General features: G+C 31.1%; 17 protein-coding genes. 2 read left to right on the top strand and 15 right to left on the bottom strand.

Annotated elements, in window-relative coordinates:
* Positions 1 to 48 precede the first annotated feature (48 nt).
* Positions 49 to 732, bottom strand: coding sequence for a hypothetical protein (locus O9267_RS09310; protein ID WP_298178483.1), 684 nt, complete (start codon positions 730 to 732; stop codon positions 49 to 51).
* Positions 733 to 734: 2 nt separating this feature from the next.
* Positions 735 to 1,607 (bottom strand): DUF5829 family protein, encoded by an 873-nt coding sequence (locus O9267_RS09305; protein ID WP_298178480.1) that lies wholly within the window; start codon positions 1,605 to 1,607, stop codon positions 735 to 737.
* Between the two features lie 126 nt (positions 1,608 to 1,733).
* On the opposite strand from O9267_RS09305, the gene O9267_RS09300 reads away from it, so the two are divergent.
* Together O9267_RS09300 and O9267_RS09295 are read left to right on the top strand one after the other, a co-directional pair.
* On the top strand, positions 1,734 to 2,432 hold the full coding sequence (locus O9267_RS09300; RefSeq protein ID WP_298178477.1) for a LytTR family DNA-binding domain-containing protein: 699 nt from the start codon (positions 1,734 to 1,736) through the stop codon (positions 2,430 to 2,432).
* Positions 2,429 to 4,405 carry a tetratricopeptide repeat-containing sensor histidine kinase gene (locus O9267_RS09295; protein ID WP_298178474.1) on the top strand — a complete coding sequence of 659 codons (1,977 nt, stop codon included), beginning with the start codon at positions 2,429 to 2,431 and terminating at the stop codon, positions 4,403 to 4,405. Before O9267_RS09300 ends, O9267_RS09295 begins: the two co-directional genes overlap by 4 nt.
* 17 nt (positions 4,406 to 4,422) lie before the next feature.
* Here the strand turns inward: O9267_RS09295 and O9267_RS09290 are convergent, their stop codons facing one another.
* The 13 genes from O9267_RS09290 to sprA form a co-directional block, all read right to left on the bottom strand.
* On the bottom strand, positions 4,423 to 4,668 hold the full coding sequence (locus O9267_RS09290) for a hypothetical protein (protein ID WP_298178472.1): 246 nt from the start codon (positions 4,666 to 4,668) through the stop codon (positions 4,423 to 4,425).
* The gene (locus O9267_RS09285; protein ID WP_298178470.1) at positions 4,658 to 5,203 is read right to left on the bottom strand and encodes a DUF420 domain-containing protein; all 546 of its coding nucleotides are present in this window, start codon (positions 5,201 to 5,203) and stop codon (positions 4,658 to 4,660) included. The genes O9267_RS09290 and O9267_RS09285 overlap by 11 nt, the downstream gene beginning before the upstream one ends.
* Positions 5,204 to 5,205: 2 nt before the next feature.
* On the bottom strand, positions 5,206 to 5,892 hold the full coding sequence (locus O9267_RS09280; protein ID WP_298178467.1) for an SCO family protein: 687 nt from the start codon (positions 5,890 to 5,892) through the stop codon (positions 5,206 to 5,208).
* Positions 5,893 to 5,895: 3 nt separating this feature from the next.
* Complete coding sequence (locus O9267_RS09275) at positions 5,896 to 6,555, bottom strand: hypothetical protein (protein WP_298178465.1); 660 nt, start codon at positions 6,553 to 6,555, stop codon at positions 5,896 to 5,898.
* An 80-nt stretch (positions 6,556 to 6,635) separates the two neighbouring features.
* On the bottom strand, positions 6,636 to 6,986 hold the full coding sequence (locus O9267_RS09270) for a cytochrome C oxidase subunit IV family protein (protein ID WP_298178462.1): 351 nt from the start codon (positions 6,984 to 6,986) through the stop codon (positions 6,636 to 6,638).
* Between the two features lie 19 nt (positions 6,987 to 7,005).
* A complete protein-coding gene (locus O9267_RS09265) occupies positions 7,006 to 8,034 on the bottom strand; it encodes a cytochrome c oxidase subunit 3 (RefSeq protein ID WP_298178460.1) in 1,029 nt (342 codons plus the stop codon).
* A 42-nt stretch (positions 8,035 to 8,076) separates the two neighbouring features.
* Positions 8,077 to 8,664: a cytochrome c oxidase subunit 3 gene (locus O9267_RS09260; protein WP_298178457.1), complete on the bottom strand. Its 588-nt coding sequence runs from the start codon at positions 8,662 to 8,664 to the stop codon at positions 8,077 to 8,079.
* Positions 8,665 to 8,677: 13 nt separating this feature from the next.
* A complete protein-coding gene (cyoE, locus tag O9267_RS09255; RefSeq protein WP_298178455.1) occupies positions 8,678 to 9,577 on the bottom strand; it encodes a heme o synthase in 900 nt (299 codons plus the stop codon).
* A 151-nt stretch (positions 9,578 to 9,728) separates the two neighbouring features.
* The gene (locus O9267_RS09250) at positions 9,729 to 11,840 is read right to left on the bottom strand and encodes a gliding motility protein RemB (protein WP_298178452.1); all 2,112 of its coding nucleotides are present in this window, start codon (positions 11,838 to 11,840) and stop codon (positions 9,729 to 9,731) included.
* 23 nt (positions 11,841 to 11,863) lie between these two features.
* Positions 11,864 to 12,607 carry a deoxyribose-phosphate aldolase gene (gene deoC, locus O9267_RS09245; protein WP_298178451.1) on the bottom strand — a complete coding sequence of 248 codons (744 nt, stop codon included), beginning with the start codon at positions 12,605 to 12,607 and terminating at the stop codon, positions 11,864 to 11,866.
* A gap of 66 nt (positions 12,608 to 12,673) precedes the next feature.
* Positions 12,674 to 13,045, bottom strand: coding sequence for a VanZ family protein (locus O9267_RS09240; RefSeq protein WP_298178448.1), 372 nt, complete (start codon positions 13,043 to 13,045; stop codon positions 12,674 to 12,676).
* Positions 13,038 to 13,418, bottom strand: coding sequence for a glycine cleavage system protein GcvH (gcvH, locus tag O9267_RS09235; protein ID WP_298178445.1), 381 nt, complete (start codon positions 13,416 to 13,418; stop codon positions 13,038 to 13,040). Before gcvH ends, O9267_RS09240 begins: the two co-directional genes overlap by 8 nt.
* Before the next feature lie 43 nt (positions 13,419 to 13,461).
* The gene (gene sprA / locus O9267_RS09230) at positions 13,462 to 20,661 is read right to left on the bottom strand and encodes a cell surface protein SprA (RefSeq protein WP_298178564.1); all 7,200 of its coding nucleotides are present in this window, start codon (positions 20,659 to 20,661) and stop codon (positions 13,462 to 13,464) included.
* Positions 20,662 to 20,683 lie beyond the last annotated feature (22 nt).

Here is a 20,683-nt window from a genome sequence, read left to right as displayed (position 1 = left end):
AGCCAAACATTGACTAATAGACGAACGCCTTTTTAAATAGACAGACCGCTATTGTTTTTTAATAAACGTATCAAAATCAGGTAAGTTCTGGTCTTCATAAATTTCAATAAACTGTTTGAATTGCATATATCCATATATATAAGGATTTGCTGATGCTTCTTCATAATTTTTACTGAAATACGCTTCAATAGTTGTACCTGCTGGGACAGGATTTGGTAGTTTTGCCCACATTTTTTTGGCTGCTTCATAACATTGTTTTAATTCTTTTGTTCTATGGTGTTTTTTCCACCATAGCATGGCTACTGTATTGGCAAAATATTCACCTTCATAAGAACCAATCGTTTCGCCTTTTAGTACAAATTCATAGGCGTGTCCCAATTCGTGTGGCAGATAAAATCCATTAAAAAATAATCCGAAAAATCTTTTGCCTTCCTCTTCATTACCAGCAATTTCAGCAAAGAATTTCTTTTGTTCTGGAATAACTTGTTGCCAAAGCGGAATGTTGGCTGCATCTTTATAAAAATAAATCAAATAAGGAGTAGTATGCAATACTGTTTTAATATTGAATGCAAGGTCCGGTTTATTTTTTTTGATGTCGTTGGTAAATGATTTGGTAATTATCTGAGCATCTTTAACAAGCTTAATAGAATCAGAATAAGTAGTAAACCAATTTTTTTGCGCTGTTGTAATTTGAACAATAAATAAAAGCGATAATAGAAATTTTGTTTTCATGATTAATTGAATTTTAAGTTAGCAGTAGTATCTGTTATTGATAATAAAATATCTGGAGAAATTAAAATGTTTTTAGAAGCTAATTTTTCAGTTAAATTGATTTCAATATTTTTTAAAATCATTTTTTGTAGTTTATTATTCAATTTATAATGAATTGTAAAACCATTCCAAACTATTGCGTTTTTCAAATTTTTACAATTAAATTCTTTAGCTATTTGTTTTAAATACTTTTTACCTTCTGAGTTTACTTCTACGGAAACGGATTTGAATGATTTGAATTTTCTAGGATATTTTTTGTTGTTATAAACAACTTTATTATAATAGGTTGGAGTAATTTCTTGATTTATTTCATCATTTGTAAACCCTAGCATTTCGAGATAATCTTGACTGTATTCTAATATTGAAATTTCAAAATTAGTGGGGTGCTTAACTAATTTAAGCTCACTATACCACAGATAATTCTTGTCAGACTCATTTATATTAATACCTTTAATTACGCATTTATTTGGAGTTGTTTTATTTTTTAATTGAATTAAATCACCTTTCCTTCTAGTTTTAAATTCAATCCCAATATCGTTCAACATATCTCCAAAGTTTATATTTTCAGATGGTTGAATAAATTCTATTGTGCCAAATTCTCCTAATAAGTACTTTCCTGTATAAGAATCCGTTGTGGTCGTCGTTGAATTTTCTTTGCAAAGAAAAAGTGTGTCTTTTACAAACGAGTTTTGAAATAACTGCTCATAATTTTCTTTTGAAATGCAAACAAAAATGGTATTACAATCTGTTTTAGATTGTGAGTATGTCGTAACAATTATAGAAAAGTAAAATAGTACTACAGTATATTTTTTTTGAAATAAAATTTTGAAATTCATAGTTTTTTTTAGTAAAACTCTATTTTTTTAGTAAAACAGTAAAAAGGAAATAGACCAATAACATTTTAAATAGACAGACAACATTTTTATTAAAATATTTCTATATTTGGGAAACTTTTGAGCCAAATGAATCCTTTCAACTGTATTATTATCGATGACGACGAAATAGACCGACTTACGGTTATTTCTTATGCCAAAAGATTTTCGAATTTGAAGATTATTGGCGTCTTTGAAAATGCTGAAGATGCTCTACCATTACTTGAAAAAGAAAAAATTGATATTCTTTTTTTAGATATTGATATGCCCTCGCTTAACGGGTTGGATTTTCGCAAAAAAGCAATGGAAATACCTGTTTGTATCTACATAACAGCCCATCCAGAGCATGCTGTTGAAAGTTTTGAATTGGATACTTTAGATTTTATTGTAAAACCCATAAAAATGGATCGATTTACTCAAACTATGAGTAAAATAGAAGATTATATGGAGTTAAAATTGAAAGCACAATTGTTTGAATCGACTATTGGTGGCGACGTGATTTATATAAAAGAAGGACATACAGAAACTAAAGTGAAACTTCATGACATTTTGTATCTTGAAGCTTTAAAAGATTACACCAAAATTGTCACTTCTAACAAAAGACATTGCGTATTAACAAGTATTGGTAATTTGTTAAAAGAACCTCATTTTCAATCATTTGTTAGAATCCATCGAAGTTTTGCAGTTCAAAAACAATACATTGATAAAAAAATGAACAACGAACTTTTGCTCAATAATGGAATGCTAATTCCAATTGGAAGAAGTTATAAAGAGAATTTGAGTTTATGAGAAATTTTGTTTTTTTAGTCTTTTTTATTTCTTTCTTGTCAAATGGTCAAGTAAATAGTGAATTTATAATTGATTCATTAGAAAAAAAATTACCAAAAATTAAAACCGAGAAAGAAAAGATAGATATTCTTAATCAGATTGCTTACGAATATAAATTTATTGACCCCAAAAAAAATCTCGATAATGCAACAAAAGCACTTGAATTTGCAAAAAAAACAAACTATCTCGATGGAATAATAAATGCCAAAAGAAACTTAGGTTATTTTTATTTAATTACCTCCGATTATAAGCAAGCTCAAGATAATTTTAATTTTATAATAAAAAATTCAAAAGACAATGCCAAGATAGGGGTTTCTTATTCTGGACTTGGTGTTATAGAAGCTAAACAATCTAATTATCCAGAAGCCTTAAAACTATATTTCAAAGGGTTAAAGTTTGCCGAAAATAGTAATGATAAAATCATTCAAGCCAAAATACTTTCCAATATTGGTTCTGTATATTATGATACAAACGAATTTAATAAATCTATACAATTTCAGAAAAAAGCATTAGCCATTCCAGGTAAAAATGGATTTAAAGAGGACGATAACTTAAGACTACATAATATAGGATTGTGTTATTTTGAATTAAAAAATTATGACAAATGTTTAAAATTCATACAAAAAGCCGAATTACTTGATGATAAACTAGGTAATTTGATGAATAAAATATCTTGTATTGGTGTAAGAGGTCGCGTTTATTTTGAAAGAAAAGAGTATGACAAAGCATTATCAATATTCTTAAAACAATTAGAGTTAAACAACGAATTTGGCGATCCACACAACATATCAGGATCATACAGTAGAATTGGTGATGTATATCAAATAAAAGCAATAACAAATTCTGATTTAAGTAAAAGAAAAGCGTTTTACTTAAAAGCACTTGAATACTATACAAAATCCATTGCATTAAATAAAGAAAATAACGATTTGCAGAATTTAAGCATGGATTATTCTTCAATTTATGAATTAGAAAAAAACCAAAATAATTTTAAAGAAGCACTTTCTGCATTAGAATTATCAAAAGCTTACAATGATTCAGTATTTAATCAAGATAACAAAGAAACCATCAAAAATATTGAAGATAAAAGAACAATAGAAGTAAAAGAAAAGCAACTTAAAATTAACCAACTTGAACTTCAAGCAAAAGAAAAACAAAAATGGTTTTACATATTCGGAATTGGATTATTTGCTATAATTGGAGGTTTATTATTTTATCAAAGTAGAAATCGTAAAAAAACAAACGAAAAACTACAACAATTAAATATAGAATTAGACCAAGCGAACAAAACCAAAACAAGATTTTTTAGCATCTTAAACCATGATTTGCGTGGACCAGTTGCTAACTTAATTCATTTTTTACATCTTCAAAAAGACAATCCAGAATTACTTGATGAAGAAACCAAAAACAGAATGCAAAACAAAACCATTTCAGGTGCCGAAAACTTACTTTCATCAATGGAAGATATTTTACTTTGGAGTAAAGGGCAAATGGAAAATTTCAAACCACAAGCTAAAATGTTTGAAGTCAATGATTTATTTGAAGATACAAAAAAAGTATTTTCTGGTTATCACAAAATTAAATTCGAATACCATAATTTTGATGCAATTTCCATTTTTACAGATGAAAACTACTTAAAGACTATAGTTAGAAATTTAACTAGTAATGCAATAAATGTCTTTTCTACAACACAAAATCCAACTATAATTTGGAAAGCATGGAAAGAAAATGGTATTTCCTATTTATCGATTACAGATAATGGTCCAGGTGCGAATTCAGATCAATTCAAAGCATTATACGACGATAAAGAAGTAGTTGGTATTAAGTCGGGATTGGGGCTGCACCTAATTCGTGATTTAGCAAAAGCTATTGATTGTGAGATTAGTGTAGATTCTAGTATTGGTCAAGGTACTACTTTTGTGTTGAAGTTTTAATTAGATGATAGTTTTACTCATTCTTTCTTCTTATACATTCTAAAAATATAATAACCAATAGCACCAACTAGCACATACGGAATAATCATTAGGTAAACAATTCCGTCGTTTACAGCTTCAGCTTTTGCCACATTTTGATCACCTTGCAAAGACGCTCTACACATGGCACATTGTGCATTGGAAGAAACTCCAATTAAGAAAATAAAAATTCCAATTAGAAAATTTGAAATTTTGGATTCAGGATTCAGGATTTTAGTGTACATAGTAAGGTGCAATCATTAAATATACAACAACACCCGAAATTGCCACGTATAACCAAATTGGAAATGTAATTTTAGCAATTTTTTTGTGTCTATCAAATTGCTCAGACAACGCTCTTACATATGTTATCAAAACCATTGGTACAACAGCAATTGACAATAAAATATGCGTTAACAGTAAGAAAAAATAAACGTATCTAACCATTCCTTCTCCGCCAAATTTCGTTGCATCCGTTGTTAAATGATACGCAATATATAATACTAAGAAAGCAAGTGATAATGCAATTGCTGTAGTCATTAATTGTTGGTGTAATTTTCTTTTACCGTTTTTGATAGCCCAAACACCAACTACTAAAACAACAGCTGTAATTGCGTTAATAACTGCATAAATTGGTGGTAAAAAAGGAAGCGGCTCAACATTGATTCCAAAATCTTTTAATCGAACTGTAAGCAATATTGCCACCACAATTGGAATTAAGATAGATACAATTGTAATTGGTAAACTAAACTTTTTTTCTAAATTTTTATTTTCTTCCATTTTTATTCTCTTAGTAAAATTGCTATATCTTGTTGAATGGCTTGTACGCCTTTTTTGTCTAATCCATCGTAGTATAAAATTGGATTTCCGTAGGCATCATTTCGGCAACGAATGTTTCCTTTTTTGTCTATTAATGCAAACAAACCTGAATGTTCAAATCCGCCATTGACTTTGCTGTTTTCTCCTGCATACAAATTAAAGCCTTTATTTGCCAATTCAAAAATATACGTTTTATCACCAGTTAGAAAATGCCAATTGGTAGATTTTACTCCTAATTCATCAGCGTGTTTTTTTAAGACTTCGGCTGTATCGGTTTCAGGATTGATAGTTATGGATGCAATGCCAAAGTTTGGGTTTCCAAAGAATTTATTTTGAATTTCCATCATGCTTTTATTCATTTTTGGACAAATAGTTGGGCAAGTTGAAAAGAAAAACTCCAAAACGTATACTTTACCTAAATATTCTTTGTTTGAAATTTTCTTATTGTCTTGATTGGTTAATTCAAATTTTGGTGCTGGACCAATTTCAATCAAGTTAGTGTTTGAAGTACCATTGTTATCTACAGCGTCTAATCTATCGCCTTCAACAACTTGATTGTTTTTAAAACGATTGATTATTTCTGGAACAACAATAATCCCAAAAATTAAAACGATAAACGAAATCCAGATATATGATTTATTTTTCAGCATAATTTAAATTTGTCTTTTTGAGTTATTTCGTTTCAATGCTAGTCTGTATTCAGCTAAGATGACTTTTACATCATCTGCCATTTCATTATACAAATCAGATGGCGAAGCAGCATCATAACCTTCTTTATAATCATCTTTATTACTTCCAACAAACGTTTTAGCTTTTCTTCCTCTTAGATTTAATTTTTTGTCAATTATAAAAACTTTTTTTGCACTCAAATCTGTCTGAATAGCCTCTTTAATTTTTAGAGATAAATAATGTTTTTGAATTTCACTAGGAGTAGCAAAAACAAAATGCCAATTATCAATTGTATTCAATGTTTTTAATTTTGAAACCAATTCTTCAACTTGTTTTTCTGAGCCTAAAGGCATAATTGTTACAGATTGAAAATCTTTGAAGGCTTTGTTTTTATCATAAATTTTTTGATTCAAATTAAAATAAGTTCCTTTTTGATTCAAAATAGAATTTCCGCCAAAACCCAGAATCGTTATTTTATCTTTTAGAACTACTTTTTCATCATTTAGAGATTTCCAATTGCCAAGTTCATTTACATTTTTTGTTAATACAGGCAATGTCATAAATGAGTTTACTCCAGTTGCAAAAAACAAATACGCTACAATAGGAAGGATAAAAAGGATAAAAAGGACTATGTTTTTTTTCATTAGAAGTAGCTTATGTTATTTAATGTACAAAAATAAAAAAAGGTACGCAAAACGTACCTTTAAAAACAATTAATATCTTGTTAAAAATTCCATTTAATGGTAGAATTTTTGAAAATACCATAAATATAATCTGCTTCAGTAAGAAGTATGAACAGTAAATAGATTACTAGAAAAATTACTGTTCCAACTACTGACCATCTTAAACTTGAAGTTTCACCTTCCATGTGCATGAAAGCCCAAACGATATAATAAGCTTTTACTAAAGTAAGAATGATGAATAACCAGTTAAGTAAATTCATTCCTAAGAAATTGGTCATAAATAATGCTTCTGGTTTGAAAATACCAAATGCTACTTCAACAATTGTTATTATAGATAGCAAACCAAATACTTGCCAAATTCTTTTTGTATTAGAAACGTGTTCGTGAGACATAATAATAAACTTTATATGATTAAACTAAATAGAAGAATGTGAAAACGAAAACCCATACTAAATCGACAAAGTGCCAATAAAGTCCAACTTTTTCAACCATTTCGTAACTTCTTCTTTTTTCATACGTTCCTAATAGAACATTGAAGAAAATAATAATATTGATGATAACACCAGAAAATACGTGAAAACCGTGAAAACCTGTTATAAAGAAAAAGAAATCAGCAAATAATTTGCTTCCGTATTCATTTCTAGTAAGGTTTGCACCTTCAACTACATAATGAGCAGATGCTAAACGAGCTTCAGATTCTGCTCTTGTCAATACAGTTTTATGCTTCTTTTTAGTAAGCGTTTGATCAATTTTAGGATCTTTTAAAGTCGCTTCGTCACCGTTGCTGATGGTTTCTGTTCTTACTAAAAGTTCAGGATGCGCTTTAAAACCAGCTTGAACTTCGGCAACAGAATAAGTTGGTAATGAACCTTCATTCATAAACCAAGTCGCTCTACTTCTTGTGAGTTGTGTTCTATCTTCTGGTAAAGTTGCAGCAAATTCAGATAGTGCTACTCTTTTTCCTGTTTTGTCAACAAATTGAAGTAAACTTCCACCTTTAGTTTCGATTGCTCCGTATTCACCTTTGATGAAATTTTTCCATTCCCAAGCTTGCGAACCAACGAAGATTAATCCGCCGATAATAGTTAAGAACATGTAAATAGCAACTTTGTCTTTTTTCATTTGATGACCAGCATCAACAGCAAGTACCATAGTAACAGAAGAAAAGATAAGTATAAAAGTCATCAATGCCACATAGTACATTGGTGCAGAAACGCCATGCATAAAAGGAAAGTGTGTAAATACTTCATCTGCTAAAGGCCAAGTTTCAATAAATTTAAATCTAGAAAAACCATAAGCTGCCAAGAATCCTGAGAAGGTTAAAGCATCTGATAAGATGAAAAACCACATCATCAATTTGCCATAACTTGCTCCCATCGGTTCATTTCCGCCGCCCCAAGTTTTTTCGTTAGTGTTTGCAGTAGTAACTGTCGCTCCCATATAAATTATTAGTTAAAAAGTTCCCAAATTTACATTTTTTTCTTATTTAAAGAAAAATAAAAACAAAAACAAATACACCCACAATAAATCGAGAAAGTGCCAATACATCGCACCAAGCTCAATACCAAGGGTTTGACTCGAATTGTATTTTTGTTTAAAATGATTATAAATTATAATTAAAAGTGAAATTATGCCACCAAAAAGATGAACCAAGTGTAATAATGCTACAACATATAAAAACGTGGTAGTAATGTTACTTTGACTTCCAGTGAAAAAATAGCCCATTTGAATAAGTTGATCAAAACCTCTAAACTGAAAGAAAATAAAGAAAATACTCAATACTAAAGTAGCTAGTAGCATCTGAGTTGTTAGGTTTCGATTATTTTTTTTGATTGCTTTTTGAGCTAAATAAAATGTAACACTACAAGCAATAATCACAATTGTACTAATAAGAAATGAGCTTGGCATTTGAAAATCCTTCAACCAATCAGTTCTTGATTTACTTACTACAAATGCACTTGTTAGTCCGGCGAACATCATTGTCATACTTAACATTGCAAAAAGAAGCAATAATTTGTATGACTTGTCGCTTCTTTGTTTGTGCTCTTGTTTGGTCATTTTAGTATCCATAAATAACTTTTTATTATCTTAAAAATTTGTCAACTATATATACTATTTGTAATAAACTTATATAGGAAACACTCACTAACATTAATGTTCTTGCTGCTTTTGGTGTTCTGTTTTGATATAGCTTAGTTGCGTAAAAAAGCATCCATATTCCCAGCAAAAATACAACAACTGCCGAAATAATTGATATATGTAATTTACCTGTATAACCTAAAACTGGTAAAAGTGAAGCTATTAATAACCAAAATGTATATAAAATTATTTGCGTTGCAGTAGATTTATCTTTTTTACCTGATGGCAACATAAAGAAACCTGCTTTTTCATAGTCTTCATATAAAAACCATCCAATTGCCCAAAAATGAGGAAATTGCCAAAAAAACTGAATTAAAAACAATGTTCCTGCTTCAATACCAAATTCTCCAGTAGCGGCAACCCAACCTAACATAAATGGAATTGCGCCAGGAAATGCTCCAACAAAAACCGATAATGGTGTAACTGTCTTTAAAGGTGTATAAATACTTGTGTAAAGAAAAATAGAAATCGCACCAAACATTGCTGATTTTGGATTGATTACATATAATAGTGTTATTCCAATAATTGTTAACAAACTTGCTATTATCAATGCTGTATTTGACGACATTCTTCCAGCCGGAATTGGACGATTTTTAGTTCTGTCCATTAAAGCATCGAGGTCTTTTTCTATAACTTGATTGAAAGCATTTGATGCTCCAACCATGCAATAACCACCAATGCTTAACATGACTAAAACAGACCAACTAAAAGGATGTTCATCATCAAAACCTAACAAGTACCCAGCGATTGAAGAAAACAAAACACTTACGGCAAGTCCAGCCTTAGTGATTGCTTTAAAATCGTTAAAAATATTCTTAAATGAAAAGTTAGCGGTTTGTTCCAATTTTTACTTTGATAAATAGTGTATTCTATTTGGTGTGCAAAAGTACAAATAAGATTATTGATTTTAAGTAGTGATTTTTAGATTTTTTTTAATTTTATATGGAATAATCATTCTTGCTTTTAGACTATAACTTATTTATCCAATAATTTTATTAATAATCAAAATACCAATTAAAAATATCACTTCTAATTCCTACTGAAAACCAAGTGGTGTTTTCTTTAAAAACAGTAACAGTTTCAACCGTTGGATTAAAATTTCTATAAATCAGACTTCCGAATAATTTCAAGTTTGTTGATGGATTGATGAGATAACCCGCCTGAACATCAGCAATAAAAATTGTTGTTTTGTTTCCTTGACCAATTTTAACTCCTGTGTCTGCAAATCTATCTTGGTCATAATCTCTGTATATATCACTTCCATAGTTAGAATTTGCTCCAGAGTTTGCAAAATCAAAGCCTCTTGTTCCAGCTGTTAATTTAGCATCAGCAAAAATTCTTCCTTTATGATAACGTGCTATGGCAATGAATTCGCTAAAATTTGCGCCCCATTGATGCCCTAAACTTTGGTTAACACTTGCATAATTTGTCAAAGGATTACTATGAGAATACACATAAGGACGCACACGATTGTATTCAGCCTGCAACAATAAATTTTCAACACCAAAAGCATTATAATATTTTACTCCTAACTGATAGGCAAATTTGTTTCTCCAACTTTTATTTTGTTCTTTGACATCGCCAAGTGCAAATTCATCAATCAAAAACTGTGCATATAAATTGATTTTATTATTCCATTTATATTTTGAAGTAACGCCTAAAAGAGCATTCCCACTTTTTGAAGAAGATGCAAATTCAACTGAACGATAAAAGATAATTGGATTCACAAAACTCATATCAAATCCTCTATCGTTTTGATTACTCCAAACAACCGATTCAAAAAATCCGATATTTAATCTTTTAGTTGCATTCCAACTTAAATAATGATTTGCCATGAATTTTCTAGCATAAGTTCCATCAACTGTTGCGTCTGCACGAACATCTTTTAACCAAGTATAAGTATTAGTGTATTTTATTTTCCAAAAACTAGTGTTTATTTTGAAATACGGATTCGGACTAACACCATCTGTTGTAATAAGCGAACGGTATCCATCACCAATAAAATTTCTGCCATAACCCAACTGAAGGTTAATCATTTTACTTGGTGTATATGTCAAATTTGCTTCTGCCAATGGCATATCGTAGGCATCTGTTTTGAATTCTTTAGCAATTCCAATACCTGGAACTACTGCTGGACTTCCACCTGAAGGTTTTATGGATTGAGAATAACGATTAAAATAATCGGCAAATCTTCCTTGACTTTCGTAAATGGTTGTAGTAAAATTCAATTCTTTACCTAAACCACCTTGCACTTGAATTCCTCTTGTATTTACATAAGTTCTTTTGTCATTTTTTTCTGTCGCTTTTCCAACTTGTAAATCTAGAATTGGATTAAGCGTAAACCAATAATCATCACCTTGAATTTCGACTGTATTTTCGTTCCACAATTTTCTTGACCACCAGCCTGAAGCATCTACCAAAATCTTTTTATTATTTTCTGCAAAATTGTAGTATTTTGAAACTTCAGCATACGAATATGGTTTTGAAGCTGTGTGATTATTTGTACCAACTTGATTCATTTCGTCGTCAAATTGTGCATAATAACTGTGTGAAAACGGAATATTTAAGCGACTTTCAAATTGGGGATTATTGAATTTTTTATAAACAATTTGATCATATTCAGGGAATTCTTTTTCTTTTATTTTTTCGGAACTATTATTTTTTGCTTGATTTTCAACAGGAATTTCTGCTACAATTTCGGCTGGATTTTTTAGTGGAATTCCAATTCGAACTGTATATTTAGAATACGTTGGTTTTCCGCTGTATGTTGGTGGTTGAACAGTTGGAAACAAACCAAAAACACGTTTTGCTTCTTCAATCAAATCTGCTTCGTTAGAATCAACATATTGAACTTTAAAAACACCTTTTTCATTTACTTCAAAAAGAACAATAACAATGCCTTGATACTTGTTTTGCGTCAAATTATCAGCAACTTTAAAATTGCTATACACATTTTGTTGCACATGATAGTAAAAACAAGCCTCAAGTTGATTTCCGTTTAGGTTTTCACATTCAGAAAAAACTGGAAATTGCTCTACATTGTTGTTTTGTTGAGCAAATAAAGCAAACTGTATAGTAAGCAAAGTCAATAAAAGATATTTTTTCATCAAAAAATTAGTTCAGAAATAAATTAATAATCGCTTTTAGAAACTTCACCATTGGCAATTGCTTTTGCTGCCGAAGTTCCAATACGTTTTACACCAAGTCTTATCATTTCGAGAGCTTCTTCATAATTACGAACACCACCAGCCGCTTTTATAGGCAATGGAGAAGCGTTTTCTAACATCAGTATAATAGATTCTTTTGTAGCTCCATTTGGCAAATTATTATCAGTTTTATAAAAACCCGTTGACGATTTTACGAAAACATTTTGGTAATTATCTTCTTTAAAATTAGCCATCACCACATTTTTGACAAGTGCTGAAAGTTGGATGATTTGTGTATCATTCAGAGCCGCCACTTCAATGATCCATTTTACGATTTTATGATGGTCTAATCCTAGTTTTGTTCCAAGTAGGATTTCATTTTTCACTAAATCAATTTCGCCATTTTTGAAAGCGGTATAATTGCAAACATAATCTAAATCATCGACACCATTTTGAATTGCTATATTTGCTTCTTCCAATTTTTCTTCAATGGTTGCAGTTCCTTGATGAAAGCCAATTACGGTTCCAATGGTAACTTTAGAATTGGCTTCGGTAATCATTTTTTTTGCCAAAGCAACTCTATCAGGACGAATCATGATTAACTTGAAATTTTCATCAATAGCTTCTTGTATAAAATCTCTTGCTACATTTTCGTTTTCTTGTTCAGATAATCCTGCTTGCTCGTTTGTTTTTAGATACGTTGAATCTAAATAATGTTTGACATTCATACTCATTTGTATTTGATAGTGTAAAAATAAAAAAATCCCTCGACAAAACGAGAGATTTTATATAGTTTACTTTTTAGTTTTTATTATTTTGTATAAAAAAAATCCTGATATAGCTCCAGTAGAATTAGCAATTACATCAACAATATCTGCAGATCTGTAAGTCGTAAAAACATCTTGACAAATCTCCATTACTATTCCGTACAAAATAGCGCCTATAACAATTTTTAGACCTGTATTAGCAACTTGAACTTTGGAGAAATAATACATCCAAAGAATCACCATAACTAAATAGAAAATAAAATGTACAATTTTATCTTTATTGGCAATATGAATATTATTTCCTAAGCCTAATAAACTTCTAATACTTATAAGACTTAAAACGGTTACAAGTAGCGTCCATAGAAGTGCAACAAAAAATGATTTGTTTTTACTAAGCACCTATTAAACTGCTGTAAGCTTCGCTATCTAACAATTCAGAAATTTGAGAATCATCAGATATTTTCACTTTTATCATCCATCCTTTTCCGTAAGGATCAGAATTTACAACTTCCGGATTTCTTTCTAAATCGTCATTAAATTCGATAATTTCACCAGCAAGTGGCAAGAATAAATCAGATACGGTTTTTACGGCTTCAACAGTACCAAAAACTTCATCTTTATCAAGTGTTTGGTCAAGTGTTTCAACCTCAACATATACTATATCTCCCAATTCGCTTTGAGCAAAATCAGTAATTCCTACAGTTGCAATATCGCCTTCAATCGAAATCCATTCGTGGTCTTTAGTGTATTTTAAATTAGTTGGTATGTTCATTTTATTTTATGTGTTTATGTTATGACAAAGGTATAGATTTATCTTAATTTCCAAAATTATATCTCAAAGTAAATCCAGATCGAATATTAGTGATTGGGAATGAAGTTGAAATAACGGCTTTAGAAAAAGAATGATCGTAATAGAAAATAGCTGTAAAGTTCTTGCTAAATGAATAATCGGCTGTGAACTTAGCTGACCAAATATTTTGACCACCTGACAATTGGTTGTTATTATAGTCTAAATTACGAACAATAGTTTGACTATTTCTATAGGTAAAATCGGCTTTTAGGTTAATGTCACTTTTTATAATTCCTGTTGGATTATCAGCTAATTTTGTTGAAAAAGTCACATCTTTTATTCTATATCCAAGCCCAACTGTATAATCAACACCTTTTACTTCGGTCAATAAATTATTGTCAAAACTCATCGACAATGCTCTATCTCGTTTCATTTCAGCCAAAATTTTAACCGAGCTTTTCAACTCCATATCAACACGCATTAGTGGACTAAATTGCTCAACAAGATTGATATTTCCAATAACTGTTTTATTCAAAAAATTTCCACCAGTATCCCTTGCATCTGGTGCTTTATCATACTCAAGATTAGATCTAAAAGAGTTGATAGTATAAGAAGATTTATAAGCGCTTTGCAATGAAAATCTTTTGAATTTATCTTTAAATGCTTTCAATCTCATCAAACCACTATACTTAACTGTCCAGTTTGGAATAGGAATATCTCTAAAAGTTCCTAGTGAAATTTTATTGGCAGATTCCCCTTGTTTTCCGCTAATAAGACCTGTATACGCTGCCAAAAATGAGGGAATTAAAACGGCTTGGCTATTTTTTCCAAAGCCAGAAGGATAACCATCTGCATCAAGAGCATAAGAAGTTGAACCATAATAATTATCAGCTAAACGACGTGCAATAATTATTCTATTATTTCTAAAATCCTCAAAAGGAGAAGAATTAACGTCGTCACTTGTTTTGAAAGAAGTTTTTAGCATTGTTGTAGTAATGGCAAAGTTTCCAGTAGTAAAAGGAGAATGTGGATGGTATTCATTACCAACAGCATCAAATTGTTCAGAGAAATTATCAGCATAAGTTCTGTCTGCTGCAAAATCAATTTTGAAATCAGGAAACAAATCTACATTTGCGGTAAAATTCAACGTTTTGCTAGAAACTTGAGTGAAATTTTGATTAAAATCAGGGTAGTTTGTCAAATAGCCCATTTTTGCCGCTTCGAAACGAATATCCGATTGTGAACCAAGAACAAATCCGATAGTTGGTTTAGTCGAACCAAAGAAACCTAAACCTTGTGTAAAACCAGGTAAGACAGTTGATTTATTTTCGGTATAATTAATTTGTATATTTTTTACGCTTGTCAAAAGACCAATTAGTCCATCTTTGAAAATTGAATTAGTATTGGGCGCTGGTATATTTTTATTTACAATTTTTTCACCTGGTTTTGGAGCGCTTGTTGGTTGTTTAGCTGGTCCTTTTTTAGTCGATTTTGTAAGTCCAATATATTTATAAAAATTATCCATTGCAAAACTTGTATTCAGTTTGTGTGAACCTGCATTTTGTATCGTATTTCCTAAATTATATGTTCTCTCTACATTGCTATCATCAATAACAACAACTTCTGACAGTGCTTGAGATGCTTTTTGCCAACTATAATCTCCTGTATAAGTGTAATTAGATTTTACAAAACTCAAGAAAGGAATTTTATTAATTGGCAAATCATAATTTACAACAATCTGTTTATTATGCTGATTTGGAGTTCCTGGATTCCAGTAATCATCCCAAATTCCAACTGTATTATTAGGTTCGTTAGCAGCGTTAAGATAATTTCGCACAATATTGCTAGAAGAAGCATTGAAGTTAACTTTTAGAGATTTTGTCAAATTATAGTTAAACCCATATTGATAATTGAAAAGGAAATTTCTTCTGTACAAAGCATCAAGTCCAATTCCATCAACCTCAACTTGTCGAAACTGCTGTTTGTTATATTGTCTTGTAATATTAGAACTAAAGGAAATATTAGAAGGTAAATAGTTAAAATTGAAATCACTCAATAGTTTCCAATAAGAACTTTTCTTCAAAAATTTTGTTTTTTTGAATGGTTCAACTGCTTTAGATTGGAAATTATATACATAGTCAACTGTAGTGTTTACTTTTTGATCTATATAATTTTCAATTTCATAATTATGACGTTCTTCCTTATTATATGAATATGATAAGGTCAAATTTTCAGGATCATAAACATGTTGTTTTTGTTTTTCTCCACGTTCTTTTTTAACACCTATAAAATTGATGCTTTGACGTTTAGTATAATCAATAGCTCTGTTTTTGATATTATCTTTTTCGGCTTGACTTTCTGTAACATCAATTAGTTGTTCTAGCTTAATATCTTGATTATAAGGATCATATTGAGGAGTAATCGTTTCTTCACCAATTGAATAATTAAATGGAAGATTTATACCCCATTTTTTTGGTAATAATTTACCTAAACTTAAATTAGATACAATATTATATTGCTGTACATCTTCTCTACTTCTTTCGTTTGGACCTTGCTCTAAGGTTCCAAAACCAATGGTACTCATTTTACCTGTTGCAGAAATCGTTGCAAAATCGGCTATATTCGCATCAATATTCATAACAGCAGCCATACCTCCTTTATTATCTTGATCGGCAAGACGAAGCTCATTAAACCACACTTCCCCTTTCAACTTTTTACCGCTATCTGGCACTAATGGGTCGCCTGTTTTATTTTTAACACCAACCATTAAAGTCCTTATCAAACCAAAGTTAGGATTACCACGAATTCCTATTCTTAGATTTTTCAAATTAGCAAATTTATCATCCGCACTTGTTTTATAAAAAATCTCGTTTGGTCCTAATGACACGCTAGGATCTTTCGATAATATTTTCAATTGTGTTAACAATTCAGTTTCAAGATCAATTTCATTTTCATCTGGCCAAATGTCTTCTGCTGTTTTGGCATTTTTATCTGAAACTTTAAGCGGAATTTCGACTTGATAGAAGTTTTCGGTAAAGTCATTTCCAAAACGGATAAAACCAACCATTTCACCATCTAACAAATCTATTTCTTCAGGTAAAGATTCGGCATGTAAAAACATTTTAAGTTTTTTAAACTGACGCATGTCTACACTAACGTTTTTGAAAACAGCTCTAGAATCTGTACTTTCTAAACCTGTTCCAGAAACTCTTAAAGCTAATGATTGTTCGTTTTGATTAATAACTGTATTATTGTTGTACAATTGTTCTCTAACAACACCTGGAGGCGAAACATAAGGAATAGGTGCTCTTTGACTATTTTCTTGAACATTTACAGCTTGAACATCAAAATCAGTTCCGTCATCTTTAGGATCGTTATCAACTGGCGTTAGGTTTGTATCAAGTGAATTGTCATATCTTCTCCATTCACCTCTTACTAAATCAAGTGAACCAAAACGAACTGTTACCTCACTACTAAATCCAGTCATGAACATTCTCATGAAACGGATAGATCTAAAATCAGAAATACCTCCAATTATGCTTTCAGGATTGGTAACTGGAATTTTAAACTGAATCCATCTTCCAGTAGTTGCCGTACCATTTGGCACTCGGTCAGCAGTAACAGTTACTGGTAAAACATCTGTAACATATTTAGTTACACCAACATCCATTCCTTCACTAATATCAATACTATATTCGTAATACGCATTGATTTCATCCATTGTATTGTCTCTGTTAAGATCTTCTACATCGGGAACGGTTGAATTACCTCTATTATTATCGGTCACATTTACTGGTGAATTTCCTTGAGTACCATTATAGTTTTTATAACGCTCTAAAACATTTCCTTGCGCCGATAAAAAGTATTGATAATTATCTCCTGCTGGATCTGGATCTCCAGCAAAATTTGAATAAACTGCTGCTTCGGCATCATCTGTTAAACCATCAAAACCAACATCTTGAACAGTTCTGTTTGCCTCTTCGGTATCAAATGCGTAAACTAGTGATTGTGACTGAGGCACTTTACCCCAAATAGTTGGATGCGTTAGTTGATTTGTACCAGCTTCAGGCAACCCATTTTCAAATTGTTTTCTACCATCTCTAAGAACATCTTCAGAAATTGCACCAAGATTAAAATAAATTTTTCCAGTATTGGTTGTTGGTATCGCTCCTGTTCCTGTATAAGGATCAAGAATCCAAAATTGAATATACTCTACATTTTGTTGTTCAAAATTGGTTGAATTTAATGAACGTGTAATCCCTCCAAAATTTTGTTGAGGAACGATTGGATTTGGATTATTATTATAAGGGCCGCGTTCAGTTGGGTAGTAAGTTAAATCTAAAGTATTAATAACTTGTGACTGCCCAACTGCAATATCAGTTACTGGATAAAGTTCATCACTATAAATTCTTCTAGTTCTATTGGTTGATAAATCATCAGGAGAAACACCACCTGGTCTTTGCGCATAAAATGTTGGGTCGATTGTGTACCAACTTAATTTAGAACGTTTAAATCCGTAACTTATATCACTTGCATCGCTTCCAAAATTAAGATATGTACTTGTATTATTTATTGAATTTGGTTCTTTCTTTGGTGTAGAAGACAAATTCCATGATTGTGGTGAACGCAAATCTATAGTTGATTGTGAGCCCTCAAAATCATCTACATAAATAGTTGCTTCTCCTTCAAACTGATCGGCTTTTGGCGTTCCTGGTTTTAGGAAAGCTACTTCACCTCTAACTGAAACATTTGAAGGAACATCAGTATCAATATTTGGCAATTTATTTGCAAATCTTGTTAACAAAGGAACTTCGGTAGAAAAATTAGTATTAACTCCAAAAATGGTATTATTTACAGATTCTTGACCGTAACTTGATTTTTGTGTCAATGGCCTTTCAGACATTTTTAGATAAGTTGCTCCTAAAACAAATTTATCCGAAAATTTATGTTCTACATTAACTCCCATAAAACGTCTCGTTTGTTGTCCAAAAACAGAATTGTTTTCGACAGAAACTTGAATTGGAGTATTTGATGCTTGCAAAGAAGGATCTAAAATTTGGACTCGTCCTGCTTGATAATTTACACTGTAATCTATTCCTTCTTGTAAAACTCTTCCACCTGCGGTTACCACAACAGAACCTTTTGGAACATTAAAAGCTCCAATTGGAATTCCGTCACCACCAGATGATTTGAATTTTCCTCTTAGTTGAAACTTGTTTTTATCACTTTCTTGTAAAGCAGCAGCTTGAGATTTTCTATATAGATTTCTAAAAACATATTTCTTTTGATTATCATTGAAAGTAGAAGTTAAATCACCTGCTTCCTTATAATCTTCTGTAGCGCTTAATCTTAATTTTTCAAATAGTAATTTTCCGAAAGGTTCTACTGTTGTAAATATTAATCTACCATTTTGAGTATCGACAGTTAATCCTTGAAGAAAATCGAAAAACCCATCTCCACCAGCTTGCGGATCATTATTATAATTCAATTTATCAACATTAAAAACTTTCAACAATGGTGTTTCAGCAACTTTATTATCAGCTGAAGGATTAGCTGGGAAATTGGTACCAACTACAGGTGTAATATAATTTAACGGTGAAGGATCAGTATAAAGAATATTGAATCTAAAATCTTCTTGCTCTAGCTGATAAGCTCCAGGGATTTGATAAATATTTTTCATCATCAAGTTCCATATAGGATCATTCACATTTGTCAAACTACTTTTAAGCATTTTAACTATTAAAGTCTGATTTGTAACTGATGAAGGTTGACCTGTTGTTGTATCAATAGGACCAACTTCGGTAGCCGAAACTCCATCATTACCAAATTCACCTACTTGATATACTTCATCTCCAATCGTATATTGATAAGCTACTGCTAAAACTTCATCGTTTGCTAACTTTTGCTGTAACGAAATATAACCTAATTGTGGATGAAATGTAAACTCATTTGGCAAAAGTTTACGAGCATTTTCAAGTTTAGAATAATCCTGTCCTTCATTTGCCGCAAAATTAAAAGCATTATACAATGTGGCAATCTCTCTCACTTCTTGTTTTAACAAACTACCAGATTCTCCTATTTTTTTAGGATCAAAATTATTATTAGAGTTATCAACGGGGCTATCTATTGATGATGGTGCGAAAACAACATTAGAAGTATTTGAAATGACCTCACTATCACTTAATCCCGTTATTTGTGCTTCACCCAAATCTTGTAAAGCTACAATATTCCTAACGTTGTTATTTGTTGTAGTTACGCGGTTTTGTCTATTGGTTATCCATACTTCAACACGGGTAATTTGAACTCTACTATCAATAAAAGGATACTGTCTTAAAGCACCATCATATTTATTTCTGAAATATTGCGATAAGAAAAAGTGTCTATCCGCATCATAATCTAAAGCGAACATCTCAAAATCTTGAACTGTTCCGCCACCTTGTGCTGTTACCGTTTTGGTTTGTGATTTTTGTTCAGAGAAAACCCCAGTTACAGTTGTTTTACCAAACTGCAATTGCGCCTTTACACCAAATAAACTCTGAGCACCACGAATTAGTGAACTATTCAATGGCAAACTCACATTTCCGACTTCAATTTTTTGGATAATATCATCTTCGGTTGGAGCGTATTCTAATTTGATAAGATTTTGAAATGCAAATGTTGACTCAGTATCATAATTGGCATTTACATTTAATCGCGTACCGACTTTACCTTGTAAACCCATACTAATTCTTTGATCAAAATCGAATGTTGTGGTAGAACGATTTCGAGGAGAAAAAGCAGGATTGTCTTGTTTCGTATGGCGCATTCCTAAGTCAATTTCGACAGAACCTGTTGGTTTTACATCAATTGTATTACTCCCGAAAATGGTTTCAAACAATCCTGATCTTATATAATATCTAGGTAATAAATCCTTTTTGGCATCTTCACTTCCTTCTTTTTTACCATCAATAGCATCTGATTTTTTCTTGAAATAGTCGCGCATTGATTCACGCATTACTAATTCCTGATATTCTTTTGGTGTTAAAATAATTGGATAATTGATGTTAAATCCATCAACAGAATTGGTGTAAACATAACGATCGGTTACAGGATCATACGTATAAGCTTCTACAATACTTGGTGGATTGTTTAATTGAATTGCTCCTTGTGAATACCCTTTTACTGTATCTTGAACCTCTTCATCTACTTGTGCTTGCATAGAAAATCCAAAAAAGAAAATCAGCATAAAAGCACTAATTTTCAATCGA

The organism is Flavobacterium sp. (assembly GCF_027531705.1).
GTDB lineage: Bacteria > Bacteroidota > Bacteroidia > Flavobacteriales > Flavobacteriaceae > Flavobacterium.
The sequence above is the reverse complement of the archived record's forward strand: the minus strand, read 5'-3'. Positions and strand labels throughout refer to the sequence as shown.